The following is a 14188-nucleotide window of genomic DNA, read 5'->3' on the forward strand; positions in this document are numbered from 1 at the left end:
AAAAAATTATAAGATAGTAAGTAAATAAGATAGTAAGTAAATTAGAATATTTACTTTTCTACATATTATCTTTTTTGGCGCTCAATTCTTTGTTTTAGTATACATGGACCGCCCCTATTTCCGCCTATTGGGTGTTTTGGAGTCCCTAAACAATTCATACATCTTGCCATTACGCCTGCACCGAGTGCTAAACCATCTTCAACAAATACGACGTGGTCGTTTGGTTCATCCCATATGTTCAAAGATTTCAGCATTTCGATTAAAACGTCAGGTTTTTCTCCAGTTATACCCGCTCTTCCAGTTATGCCTACTGCGGATTTTTCCGTAACTAAACCATTGTCTTTAGCTATTTTTATGACCCTACAAGCCACCCTAGCCGATACTAAATCTAAACAATAAAGCAAAGTGTTAATATTTGATTTTTCATATAGTTCTTTTCCAATGGATTCCAACTTTATTAAATCGCTACCGTTTTCACCTACATCGCACCCAATTAAGTAAGTACCTGCTTTTTCAGCAGCTTCAGTATCCAATGGTACAGTACCGTATCTTGTACGCCCCATAGGTACACGCTCAACGCTAACGAATTCGTGAACTTTGTCGGAATATTCTTTTGCGAGTTTCTTATCTATCTTACCGGCCTTATTTTTGATATCTAAAACGGCTCCACCTTTTTTACTAACAAGTCCAGTGCCTCGAACAAGTGCGTCAGGAATAGCACCGGCTAAACCGCATAAATTACCTACAACTTTTGCGTAAGGTAATTCATCATTTATAACCCTACCTGCGAGTGTAGTACCGAAATCAATGGAAATACAAGGGTTTCTAAAGTCTACATCCGTCCATTTTGAACCAGATTTTAAACCTGCTGTTACTAATTCTCCTTCCATCTCGTTTGCTACGGCTTCTTTACCTTTTGGAGGTACTACACCAGTTACTGCACCGTCAAACATTACTTTATCAACTAAACAGTAATTCTGCAATTTTTCCGGAAGTTGTTTTTTAGTCATGATTGGAGTCATCTTTGAATTTGGAATTCCTGCGTTTCTACAACCTTCTGCAAGTGCAACTATCATATTTCCAACTTCTTCAGGAGATGCAAAACCTGCAGTAACCCCTGTACTTCTAACTACGAAATGAATATCATCGGGTGTTAAATGTGCCTTTTCTAAAGCTCCGAGCAATACGTCCCTAACCATATCAGATACAGCTTCTTTGGTTAATTCAATACCCCAAATTGTAGTACCAAATACGTTTTCGCCTTTTTTAGGGCCTCTTACATCCCTAGTCATTCTTACATCTTTACTTACTAAGTAAGTAATACCTTCTTCCATATCCGTTGCTGTTATAATCGCTTTGGTAGTTGTATTACCTAATTCAACAGAAGCTACAACATAATAAGGTTTTACGTGTTGATTTGGACCCACTTGTCGGGGATTTAAGTCCATTAAATCAACTGTTTTAGACATTGAGTAATTTACTTTTTTAGATTTGTTAAATATGGATTTTATAGAGTCCATAATACCCATAGTATCACTTCCACATACCGCTATATAGAGAATAAAATAATTAAAAAATACTTAAAATACTTAATTAAGTATATATTTAAACGACAATAATATATAATAACATAATAAAATAGGTTTAAAAAGTATAAATATGTATTTAATTTAATTTTAAAATAGTTACATTAAAAATCTTAAATTAAAAAATCCTAAAATATTACCTATTTACGAAATTAGAGGGCAATAAATAAATTTAATTCAATAGATTTATATAATATAAAATACACGAGTATATTTGCACATATGTGTAAAACATTTTGAAATACTCCAAAATGTGATATATGTTTGTGCATGCTATAAATCTATAATTATGGTAACTAAATACTTATATAATATGCGACACCCAAAACAATTTAATAATTTTAGAGACGTAAAGTAATAAATAACTAATTATTAAAGAGAGAACTTAAAACTGCTTTTGCAAAATTATTAACTATCTAATAGCATAATAATACCTCAATATCTATATGCTATATCTTAAATTATGTACTTAAATTATGTATTATGTAACATATACTTAATGTATTTTGAGTTATATATTGTACTATGTATGTCTGTATAGTCTATTCTATTTTATTTTAATTTTTTTTGTTAGATAATTAAATTAATCAATAATTAGCTATTTAAATTAGTTAATTAAGTAGTTAACTTAATGTTAGTTAATTTACTATTTGTTGTATTATCTGTTTTTAATTTATTGCCTATTTTATATTTGTTTTATATTTGTTTATCATTATTTGACTATTTTAATTTTATATAGTATAATTACATAATATATACCAAATTATAAATTATAAATTATAAATTACAACTTAAAATGATATTATAAATTATATTATAAAGTATATTATAAATTATATTACATAGAATAATTAAAATTTAAAGACGAGATAACATGAATAAAGAACTAAAAAACGAAAATGATGACGTAGAAAATTCAGAAGATATAAAAGAGGAAGTAAATAGCGATATTGATATTTCCGAATTAAATGTACTTGATGAAGAACTTTTAAATTCCTCTTTGGAAGGTATTTCTCATAAAAAATCTTTAGAATTATGGGATTTAGATTTAGATGTGCTATTAAATACAACAAATAATTTAAAAATTATCTGTGGAAACAATAAAAAGCCAAAAATGGATTTATGTTCGATAATAAATGCAAAATCTGGCAAATGTACTCAAAATTGTTCATTTTGTGCTCAATCTATCCATAATACCTGCGAAATAGATGAATATGGATTAAAAACCCCTCAAGAAATATTGAAAAACGCAAAAGGAATGAAACAATACTGTAACAGGTACTCGATAGTTACCAGTGGTAAAAAGGTATCTGATGAAGAATTTGAAACAATTCTCGAAACTTTAGTTGGTATACAAAAAGAAACAGGATTAAAAACTTGTGCATCGTTAGGAATACTATCAAAAGACCAAATAAAAGCTTTTTCAGAAAATAAAATAAGATTGCATAATAATTTGGAGACTTCAAAAGAATACTTCGATAAAATTTGTACAACTCATAGTTATAAAGATAAATATGACGTTACAAAAAAAGCCAAAAAATACGGGGTTAGTGTATGTAGTGGCGGTATTTTTGGTCTCGGGGAAACTAAAAAGGATAGACACAGTATGATATACGATTTAAAGGAACTTGGTGTAGATAGTATAGCATTAAACTTGTTAAATCCTATTAAAGGTACTAAAAACTATGAATTAATAGATAATAAAGTTTACACGCCAATTGGAGTCATAGAAGCGTTGAAATCTATTGCAATCGCAAAAATAATTTATCCACAAAGTAGCGTGAGACTATGTGGTGGCAGAGAACACGTCTTAAAAGATTTGCAAAATTTAGCGTTTTATTCGCTTGATGGTCTTATGGTGGGCAATTATTTAACCACAGATGGTCAGAGTCCAGATAAAGATTTAAAAATGTTAAAAGAGATGGGTTTTGAGATTTAATACCCTTCTAAATAATAACTATAAAATAATTATAAAATAATTATAAAATATAAAAATTTAAATTCTATTTTATTTATTTTACTTTATTTCCTTATTTTTATTTTTTATTTCATTAGTTCATTAATTATTTAATTTTCATTATTCTAAGATTATTAGCCCTAATTTTCATAGAATATTAGCGAACCATAAAAGTCATGCGGTAGTGTGTAAATATAAACACCATATTGCGGGTATATTTTAACATCTATCGTGCCATCTTCGTTTATTGCAGTGGCTAAATACCTATTTGTACCATATTCGTCGACTAAATCCGTGTTATTTAATTTTAACACATAATTTGCTTGAGGTAATGGTTGATTAACGTTATCTATTGGTTTTACCATGAAATATTTAATATTATGCAATCTGTAGACTACACCAGTATTACCTGGGATACTTGTATCGTTCCCTATTAGTTCCGGCTGAATGGTTCCATTACTTTGGACTAGACCATCACTATTTAACGTATATGCGATACCATTCGTATCTACGGCTATAAAACCCGATTCATAAGCAGTTTGTGGGTTCGAAGGGTCGTAAATCCAACAAGCACCTATACGCACATTACCAACTAAGGGACCCAGAACGGTTTTATTTGTAGCATTTTGAACGTCTCCGGTTGAATAACCACCTAATATATCAATATTACTTAAAATTCCGGAGCTTTCGGCAACGTCGTTTAAAAATATATATGCCAAAATTGATGCAGAGAGTATTACGACCAATAATAGCAGTATTAACTCTAAAGATATTTGCCCCTTTTTGGATTTTTTTAGTTTATTTAGTTTCAAAATGTCACCCCTAAAGATTATAACATTTTTAAGGTTTTTAAAGTCTTATAACTTAATTTTTTCAACTTAATGAGGCATTATATAGATTGAAATTTAAAAATAGGTACTATTAATTTATAAATTTGATTTTTTTATTCTATAATATTATTTATAAAATTATTACTATATTAAGTAAGTAGATTAATTTTTACAAAAAAACAAAGCAAAATATCGATAATTTGTAACTTAAAAAATAATTTAAAAATAATTTAAAAATAGTTTAAAATAACTAAAAATATAGTTATATAGTAATAAAACATAATGGTAACCTTAAATAATAATTTAGAAATAATATAATAATACTAATATAAAAATTAAAAAATAAAAAATAAAAAATAAAACACGTGACCAATATGGACAAAACTACTATCGATAATAAAAATACCAGTATCAGTAATACAAACGGGAAAAAATTAGGAATATTTACACTTACGGGGCTTATAATAGGCCCTTTATTAGGCTCAGGAATCGTAATAATGCCCCCTTTAGTTCACGAAACACTCGGAGACTATTCAGTTTTTGGCTGGATATTTATGATGATATTAAGTGGAATTTTTGCATATATTGCAAGTAAATTATGTATATTATTCCCTGGAGACTCTGGTTTAGCAGATGTTGTAGAGTATTCCTTTGGAAAATCATTTAGGAATTTAACGGCCACATATTTAATAGTTTCAGCATTTTTAGGGCCTGTTATAATACTTATGGTTTCAGGCGAATACTTATCAGCGTTAATTTCAAACTGGGGCTTATCCATACCTCCGGAGTTTTATGCACTTTTATTGCTTTCTTTGGCTTTTATAACTCTTTTAAAAGATATTGCACAAGTTGGTAAGATTTCTACGATATTATCAGGCATTATAACGATAGTTTTGTTAGCAGGAGGGTTATTCACAATTGCATTTTACCGAAAAGACCCGATATTTGTACCTACGGCAATATCTGGCTACGATATCGGTCATTCATTCTTACTAATGTTTTGGTCAATTTTAGGATGGGAAATCCTGGGGAATTATAGCTTAGAAGTAAAAAATCCTAAAAAAATAATACCAAAATCGGCTTTACTGACCGTTTTAATTGTTTCACTGGTTTATATCGTTGTTTCATTTGCAATACAAACGATAGATATGAATTTGGTAAATCCTCCAAACATGGTTTCTATGCTATCGGTGATTCTATACCCATTATTTGGCGACAATTCAAATGCTTTATTGACAATAACAGTTACAGGACTTTGTTTCTGTTCATACATGATGATAATAGGTGGCGTTAGTAGATTAATAACTTCTCAAGCGTTAAATGGGGCTTTCCCTAGCTTTTTGTCAAAGCCATTGTCATTGCGGAATGAAACAAATGTTCCAATAGGGGGTATTGCATTTTTGTTTATTGCTAATATAATAACCATAGGAGTACTCGCTTTCAAGTTATTAAGTTTAACAGATATAATTACGATGACAAACGCCTTTTTAATTGGTAATGCGTTATTATCATTGTTAGCGTCGATAAAAATATTTAAAAACAGTCTTCCACGATTTGGAGCGATATTGATTTCCATTTGTTTCGCTATAATGTTGATGTACTCTTCCCCCTGGGTTTTGGGTATTTTAAGCCTATTTTTAATAATTGCGCTAATTAATTGGTACTTAGATAGGAAAAATAACTAAAAACTAATAAATAAGAATAAAATAATAAAAGTAAAAAATATAAAGAAATATAAAAAACTAATAAAATAATATAATAAAATAATATACTAAAATAAAATAATATAATAAAATAATATAAATTAAAGTTAGATTAATTTAATTTATTTAATTTAAATTCTCTTTTGCCCATTTTTCGCCTGCTTCCAATACCTTAACGTTCATAGGTATTAATTTAGGCTTTTTAGCAAATGTTTTTTCAATTGCACTAACAAAAGTCTCTTTTGCTAACCCTGTTGTATTTAATGCCATAATTACGCCCAACATAACAGTGTTCATAGCTCTTTCGTTACCCATTTCTCTTGCAAGTTCTAAAGCAGGTACGCTTATAATTTTAACATCTTTTGAAACTTCCAAATTTAATTCGTCGATATTTCCAATGTTTTCGTCACATAATATAATACCGCCTTCTTTTACATCTTTTGCAAAGCTTTCTAATGACGGTCTATTGAATGCAACCAATAAATCAGGCGCATAAACTACTGGCGAACCGATATCCTTTCCAGAAATTACAACAGAACAGTTTGAAGTCCCTCCTCTCTGTTCTGGACCGTATGATGGATACCATGAAACATTATTTCTTGAACTACAAGCTGCTTCTGCGAGAGTTAAACCCATACTTAAAACACCTTGACCGCCAAATCCTGCAATTTTAACGTGTTTTTCACTAAACTCTGGGTCATATATAGCGTTTTCTGCACCGTTCTCAACTTCAAATATGTTATTCAAAGATTCGGTTGAAAAATCACTTTCTGGTCTATTGTAAGCTACTGCTTCATCGTAGTTATCCCTATATACACCTAATGGGAATTCTTTTTCCATTTGCTCGTTTATAAATTCTTCTGCCATTTTACTATTTTGTTTTAAGTTAGTTGGGCAAGGGCTCAATATTTCAATGAATGAATAACCTTTTCCTTCTTTTTGAATAGTTAAAGCTTTTTTAATGGATTGTTTTGCTTTCCTAATATGTTTAATGTCCGATACGGACACTCTAGCAATATAAACCGGTGCTTTTAAATTACTCAATAATTCACACATGTGAATTGGATATCCTGTGTAATCTGGGTCTCTACCATTTAAACAAGTGGTTGTTTTTTCTCCGATTAACGTTGTTGGTGCCATTTGACCGCCAGTCATTCCATAAACAGTGTTGTTTACAAAGAATACGGCCATTTTTTCGCCCCTATTTGCAGCTTGCATTGTTTCGTTTAAACCGATTGAAGCGAGGTCACCGTCTCCTTGGTAGGACAATACAATAGAATTGTCTTGAGCTCTTGATACACCTGTACCTACTGCTGGAGCCCTACCGTGTGCTACCTGAATGTTTCCACAGTTAAAATAATAATAGGCAAATACAGCACAGCCTACAGGACTAATCATTACACATCTATCCATAATATCTAGTTCTTCCATTGCTTCGCCGATTAATTTATGTATAATTCCGTGACCACATCCTGCACAGTAGTGGGTTGCTGTTGGTGCTGAACCGCCTTTTCTTGGGAATTCTTCTAAAAGCCCTTTTGGGTTTCTTATTACTTTTTCGTTAGCTGTTTCGCACATATTTTCTGTGTTTGTCTTCATAATTTCCCCTAATTATTCATTCGTTATATTATTTAATTAAAATTCTTGATTCTATTATTTTTTAATAATTATTTTTAATAATTATTTCCTAATTTCTACCATTATTTTTTCAATATCCATTAATTTACCGCCCATGCTGTTAACTAAAGATACTGGTTTATTGCATTCAATGGCAAGTTTTATATCTTCCATCATTTGTCCGTTACTCATTTCAACTGAAATAAATCTTGTTTCAAATTCTTTTCTATCTGCCAATTCTTTTAACCTATCTTTTGGGAATGGGTATAATGAAATAGGTCTAAATAATCCTACTTTTAAACCTTCTTGTCTTGCAGTATCTACAGCACTTTTCGCGATTCTACTACTGATTCCGTAAGATACTAAAATAATTTCAGCATCTTCAACCATATACTCCTCGTAAAGTACTTCGTTAGCCTCTACTTCAACGTATTTTTCTTGTAATTTGTAGTTAAATTCTTCCAACTGGTCAAAATCTAAGAAAATTGAAGTTACCAAATTATCCATTGTGTCTTCTGTTCCACATACTGCCCATGATTTATCTATTTTTGGCTCAACTGACGTTTCAGGGAATTGTAATGGTTCAACCATTTGACCTAAAACACCATCTGCTAAAACTACAACTGGATTTTTGTATTTAGTAGACAATTCGAATGCTTTCATTGTAAAATCGCACATTTCCTGAACTGAGTTTGGAGCTAATACAATGTTTCTATAGTTTCCGTGACCGCCACCTTTAACAACCTGGTTGTAATCGCCTTGTTCTGGACCAATATTTCCTAAACCCGGTCCTGCTCTCATAATATCCACGATAACGCAAGGAAGTTCTGCACCCGCTAAGAATGAAACTCCTTCTTGTTTTAAACTGATACCTGGACCTGATGAAGCTGTAAGGACTCTGTGCCCTGTTGATGCTGCACCATAAACCATATTGATAGCTGCTTCTTCTGATTCAGCCTGTACAAACTTTCTTCCTACCATTGGGAAGTATTTTGAAGCTTCGTGTAATATTTCACTTGCTGGAGTGATTGGGTATCCAAAATAACAGTCACATCCTGCGTACATAGCCCCGATAATTACTGCTGTGTTTCCTTTTATTAATTGAGTAGCCATATTTTACCTCTATGCAATTAATTAAATTATAATTGTTTAAATCGTATTTTTATATATTTTAATTTAATATTTTTGACCTGATATTCTTCATTTTTAATTTAGTACTGTTTTTTACTATTTTATTGGTTTATTTTTATGGTTTATTATTTTTTACATTTAAGTGGTATGTGCACTTCAATTGCTAAAGGCTCTGGACAGGTATAGTAACAGTTAGCACAACCTGTGCAACCTTCGCCATTGTATTTTACAAAATGGTAGCCTCTTTCGTTGAACTCTTCACTCATGTATAATACGTCTTTTGGGCAAGCAATGATACATCTTTCGCATGCTTTACATTCTAATATATTTATAACAGGGTATGGATTACTCATATTTTCACTCTTTAGGTTAGTATAGTAATATTTTTTAATATTTTCATGATTTTTTAAATTCTTTAATTTAATTTATCATATTTAATCATTATAATTAATTTCAAGATATATTATAAAACCATTATATATAAATTTTAAGAAAATAAAGTTCATATTTAATGATTTTTTAAAGTTGACTCATTTTAATGAGTTAAAAATTAAAATACTAAAAATAAAATTTTTTAGTTTTATTTTAGTTATTCGTTGCATAAGTCCTTATCGTTATGTCTTATACAGTTTCTTCTTATTTTTCCACTTATTGTTTTTGGCAATTCTTCCACAAATTCAACGATTCTTGGATATTTGTATGGTGCTGTTGTATTTTTAACGTGATTCTGCAATTCTTTCATCAAATCGTCTGAAGCCAAGTAATCTTTTGCTAGAACTATTGTAGCTTTTACAACCTGCCCCCTAACTGGGTGGGGTACACCAGTTATTGCACATTCTAAAACTGCAGGGTGGGTCATTAAAGCACTTTCTACCTCAAAAGGACCTATTTTATATCCTGAACTTTTGATTATATCGTCTGTTCTACCCACGAACCATAAATAACCATCTTCATCTTTCCAAGCTGTGTCACCGGTATGGTATATCCCATCGTACCAAGCTGATTTTGTTTTTTCTTCATCGTGGTATCCTGAAAACATCCCTACTGGTTTATTTTCTCTATCGGTTAATACTACTATTTCTCCTTCTTCACCGATGTCACATTCTTCTCCTGCGTAGTTTAACAATTTTATGTTGTACATAGGCGATGTTTTACCCATAGAACCAGGTTTTGGCTCCATACCTGGGAAATTAGCTATTACTGCAACTAATTCAGTTTGTCCAAATCCTTCCATCAATTTTAAACCCGTGTATTCATAAAATTTATTATAAACTTCAGGGTTTAAAGGCTCTCCCGCAGTTACGGCGTACTTTAAAGTTGAGAAGTTATATTTTGTAAGGTCTTCTTTTATTAAAAACCTGTATACTGTAGGTGGCGCACAAAATGTCGTAACTCCATGCTTTGAAGCTTTATCAAGCATATGTTTAGCGTCAAATCTCTCATAATCATATACAAATACTGCCGAACCGCATATCCATTGACCATAGAGTTTACCCCATAAACATTTTGCCCAGCCAGTATCTGCTACGGTATAGTGCAAACCATCTTCTTGAACGTTTTGCCAGAATTTAGAAGTCAATATATGACCTAATGGGTACAAATAATCGTGTTTTATCAACTTTGGGAATCCTGAAGTACCTGAAGAGAAATAAGCCACCATCGTGTCTCCTGTTTCTGTTTCACAGTCTTTTGGCCTAACAAAATCTTCAGAAGTTTTTTCAAACTCTTCTCTGAAATTAAGCCAGTTTTCAACGTCTTTATCCCCAACAGAAACTCTTTGGAACTTTAAATCGTCACTAACTTCGTTGTAAGCTTCATCTACATATTGTAAAACGCTTTCATCATCTATACATACAACCATCTTCATTTGAGCTTCCTCAGCCCTGTATATAATGTCTCTTGTTGTTAACATATGTGTAGCAGGCAATGCTATTGCCCCTATTTTATGGAGTGCTAGTATGCAAAACCAGAATTCATAACGGCTTTTTAAGGTTAACATTACCACGTCACCTTTTTTTATGCCTTTACTCAAGAAAAAGTTTGCTGTTTTGTCACTGTACTTTTTTATATCTGCAAATGAGTATATTTTTTCGACACCTTCGTCATTACACCAAACTAAAGCTTTTTTATCAGGATATTCTTTTGCGTATCTATCCACTATATCGTATGCAAAATTAAAGTTTTCTGGCACGTTTATTTTAAAATTTTCCTTAAAATCTTCGTATGATTCAAAATCTAATTTGTTTACATATTCATTTAATAATGAAACCATAAATTCACCTTTTATATATTAAGTTAATTAAAATTGATTAAAAATTGATTTAGTATACATTAATTTAAAAAATGAAGATAGTATTGACTATTAATATTTTCAAATATATCAATACTTGGATATTACCTATTTTATTTTTAAATACTCCAAATTATCCATTTTTTCATTTAAAATTAATTTTTAATCATTTAATCGTTTTTTCCTTTGTTTATTTTTTAATTTTTATAATATATTTATCTTAATTTCATAGTATTTTTATTATCTTTATTATCTTTATTTTCCGTGTTTTATACAAGTAAATCTAAAAATTTAGCTTTTTTACCTTCTAAAGCTTCCATTGCGTGTTCATATGTTGAATCAAAGAACATTGAATCGCCTTCATTTAATATAATTTCATTATTATTGATGTAAACTTTGAGCAAACCTTCAAGTACGTATATAAATTCCTGACCCAAGTGTGAGTTGTCTGATGGTCTTGTACCGTCTTCTCGTGGGTCTACAGTTACTATGAACGGTTCTGCTTTTTTATGTGTTAAATTAAATGCTAAATTCTCGTATTTGTATTCTTTACGCCTGTTTACTATTACGCCTTGATTTTTACGTGTTACAGAAAATATGTGCATTTTCGTATCTTTACCGGTCAGCAGTAGACTTAAATCTACATTAAATTTATGTGCTATTTCACATAACATGCTCGCTGGTATATCAGCGTCGCCATTCTCGTAGGCGCGATACTGTTCTGAAGTTATATGCAAATATTCTGCCATTTCATCAATGCTAATTCCTGTAATTTCTCTAAACTCAATAATCCTTAAAATAATATCTCTAATATTGCTTTTCATTGTAATCACCATTTTTGGTTTTGATTGATTTGTTTTGATTTTTATTGCTTACGTTTATTTTACGTTTATTTTACGTTTATTTTATGGGTATTTATGTTGATTAATCGATAGCAAATTGATTATACTCATATTGTAGTATATTGCTATCTATGAATATAATAAAAAATATAGTATAAATAATTAATTATTCGTTAATTGCTAAGTATTTGATATCTAATTTGGCATATACGTTATATCAATTTATATCAATTTATGCCTGATTATTAGCTAGTTGGTACATGAATAATACAAAATTAAAAAATTAAAATTAAAAAATTAACTCGAACAATAGCTAAATAATAAACTAAATACTAAAATAAACTAAATAATAAAATAAATAAAAATCAAAACAAAAAAAGATATATTAAATTAAAATTAAATTAATAAATCGGTATAACCATTTTTACACCGTTTACATCATGTATGCCTGCTTCAACACCGTAAACTTTTTCGATACTTTCACTGTTGATGGTTTCATTTCCACCTTCTGCGTAAATATTACCATCTTTTAACAGTAAAAATTTATCTGAATACTGTAAAGCAAGGTTTAAATCGTGCATAACTATTATAGAAGTTATATTTTGAGTTCTTGAGATATCTTTAATAATCTTCATGACTTCAAGCTGATTTTTAAGGTCTAAATTATTTGTAGGTTCATCTAATAAGATTACCTTAGGTTCTTGAACCAATGCTCGACCTATAATTACTTTTTGCAATTCCCCGCCACTCAATTCATTTGTGTTTCTCAAAGCGTGCTTTTCAAGGTCTAAAAGTTTTAAAACTCTCTCTGTTATTTCTATGTCTTTATTTGAAACTTCCCACTTTATGTGTGGCTTTCTACCTAATAGCAAGGTATCAAATACGGTCATATAATTACCTTCTGACCTTTGAGGGACGTATCCAACTTTTTTGGCAAGGTCTAACCTTCCTAAAGTGTCTAAACTGTTGTTCTCAATCATAATGGTTCCTTTTTTAGGACTTATGATTCTATTTATACATTTTAACAAAGTACTTTTTCCAGCACCGTTTACTCCCAATATAGAAACTACTTGTCCTTCGTCTACGTTAAACTGTATATTTTCAAGTATTTTAGAACATTTGTATTTGAATTCTACCCCATCTACTGAAACTATCATATTAATCTCCCAATAAAAAAATTTTGGCATTTTTTATTTTTTATTATTTCCCATGCTTTAAATTTGATTTAATTCTATTAGATTAATTAGTAATATAATTAAATCAATTAAAGTTAAATTATAATATTATAATTATAAGTGTAATAACTATTATACTATATTATATATTAATACTTTTTATAATTTTGTATTACGAACAATACATAAAAATAATAATTGTAATAATCAGAAGGTAATTTAGAACTAAAAAATAAAATTAAATAGAATACATGGTAAAAATAAAGATAAAATAAAGATAAAATAAAGATAAAATAAAGATAAAAATATTAAATTATAGATTTTCAATTAATTCGAGAACTTTTTCCCCAAATTCTTTTGCAACTTGCGGTCCTTTTGCAGTTACAATATTTCCATCAACTACAACACCATCATTTAATAAGTTTGCCCCTGACTTTTTCATCTCTTCGATACTTTCGTTGTCCTCAAAAACGGTCGCATTCTTACCATTTAAAATACCTGCATGTGCCAAAACTACCGGGGAAATACAAATAGCGGAAACTACTTTTTTATCGTCGTTAAATTCATTTATAAGTTTTAAAAGGGTTTCATTGTTCCATAAGTATTCCCTCGAACCTGAACCGCCTACTACCACGATTGCGTTATAATCTGATGATTTTACGTCATCAATTGTTTTATTTGTAGTTATTTTACGTCCCAACATTCCCACGTGTTCACCTACTTCATTAGACACGACATTTGTTGCAATGTTATTTTTACTTTGGAAAACTTGCAATGGTTCGAACAATTCTTCATCCCTAAAATCTTTCTGTGCAATTACTAATAATACAGTCATTTAATCCCTCTTGTAATATATATTATTTAATTTATTAAGTTCTGTATATTAATTTATTTTTAAACAATTATTTATTATTTATGTATTGTAATTTTATTCTATTTATTCTATTTATTTTATTTTTATATATTCTATTTTTATTAATTAATTAATTAATTTTTATTATTGTTTAGTTATTAAACTTAAGTTGAAAATGTATCGGAAATTATATATAGTAATACA

General features: G+C 29.9%; 11 protein-coding genes. 2 read left to right on the top strand and 9 right to left on the bottom strand.

Annotation, left to right across the window (positions count from 1 at the left end):
* Positions 1 to 65 precede the first annotated feature (65 nt).
* Positions 66 to 1529, bottom strand: a complete 1464-nt coding sequence (locus M2325_RS07355; RefSeq protein ID WP_209590730.1) for a methanogenesis marker 14 protein — start codon at positions 1527 to 1529, stop codon at positions 66 to 68.
* Positions 1530 to 2460: 931 nt separating this feature from the next.
* On the opposite strand from M2325_RS07355, the gene bioB reads away from it, so the two are divergent.
* Positions 2461 to 3525 carry a biotin synthase BioB gene (gene bioB, locus M2325_RS07360; protein WP_245314006.1) on the top strand — a complete coding sequence of 355 codons (1065 nt, stop codon included), beginning with the start codon at positions 2461 to 2463 and terminating at the stop codon, positions 3523 to 3525.
* Positions 3526 to 3683: 158 nt separating this feature from the next.
* Here bioB and M2325_RS07365 read toward each other — a convergent pair whose 3' ends face one another.
* Positions 3684 to 4355 (bottom strand): class III signal peptide-containing protein, encoded by a 672-nt coding sequence (locus M2325_RS07365; protein ID WP_259052436.1) that lies wholly within the window; start codon positions 4353 to 4355, stop codon positions 3684 to 3686.
* 392 nt (positions 4356 to 4747) lie between these two features.
* Between M2325_RS07365 and M2325_RS07370 the strand changes: the two genes are divergently transcribed.
* Positions 4748 to 6058, top strand: a complete 1311-nt coding sequence (locus M2325_RS07370; RefSeq protein WP_259052444.1) for an APC family permease — start codon at positions 4748 to 4750, stop codon at positions 6056 to 6058.
* Between the two features lie 144 nt (positions 6059 to 6202).
* Here M2325_RS07370 and M2325_RS07375 read toward each other — a convergent pair whose 3' ends face one another.
* The 7 genes from M2325_RS07375 to M2325_RS07405 form a co-directional block, all read right to left on the bottom strand.
* A complete protein-coding gene (locus tag M2325_RS07375; RefSeq protein WP_259052458.1) occupies positions 6203 to 7675 on the bottom strand; it encodes a 2-oxoacid:acceptor oxidoreductase family protein in 1473 nt (490 codons plus the stop codon).
* An 81-nt stretch (positions 7676 to 7756) separates the two neighbouring features.
* The gene (locus M2325_RS07380) at positions 7757 to 8806 is read right to left on the bottom strand and encodes a 3-methyl-2-oxobutanoate dehydrogenase subunit VorB (RefSeq protein ID WP_209590726.1); all 1050 of its coding nucleotides are present in this window, start codon (positions 8804 to 8806) and stop codon (positions 7757 to 7759) included.
* A 143-nt stretch (positions 8807 to 8949) separates the two neighbouring features.
* On the bottom strand, positions 8950 to 9177 hold the full coding sequence (locus M2325_RS07385; RefSeq protein WP_209590725.1) for a 4Fe-4S dicluster domain-containing protein: 228 nt from the start codon (positions 9175 to 9177) through the stop codon (positions 8950 to 8952).
* Between the two features lie 236 nt (positions 9178 to 9413).
* A complete protein-coding gene (locus M2325_RS07390) occupies positions 9414 to 11096 on the bottom strand; it encodes an AMP-binding protein (RefSeq protein ID WP_259052461.1) in 1683 nt (560 codons plus the stop codon).
* Between the two features lie 287 nt (positions 11097 to 11383).
* Entirely contained in the window at positions 11384 to 11938 is a 555-nt protein-coding gene (locus tag M2325_RS07395; protein ID WP_259052464.1) for a helix-turn-helix domain-containing protein, read from the bottom strand.
* Between the two features lie 419 nt (positions 11939 to 12357).
* Positions 12358 to 13113, bottom strand: a complete 756-nt coding sequence (locus M2325_RS07400; RefSeq protein WP_209590722.1) for an ABC transporter ATP-binding protein — start codon at positions 13111 to 13113, stop codon at positions 12358 to 12360.
* A gap of 331 nt (positions 13114 to 13444) precedes the next feature.
* Positions 13445 to 13966 (bottom strand): DJ-1/PfpI/YhbO family deglycase/protease, encoded by a 522-nt coding sequence (locus M2325_RS07405; RefSeq protein ID WP_209590721.1) that lies wholly within the window; start codon positions 13964 to 13966, stop codon positions 13445 to 13447.
* Positions 13967 to 14188 lie beyond the last annotated feature (222 nt).

It is taken from the genome of Methanococcus voltae PS, from assembly GCF_024807035.1.
In the GTDB taxonomy this organism is placed as follows: Archaea; AGJL01; Methanococci; order Methanococcales; family Methanococcaceae; genus Methanococcus; species Methanococcus voltae.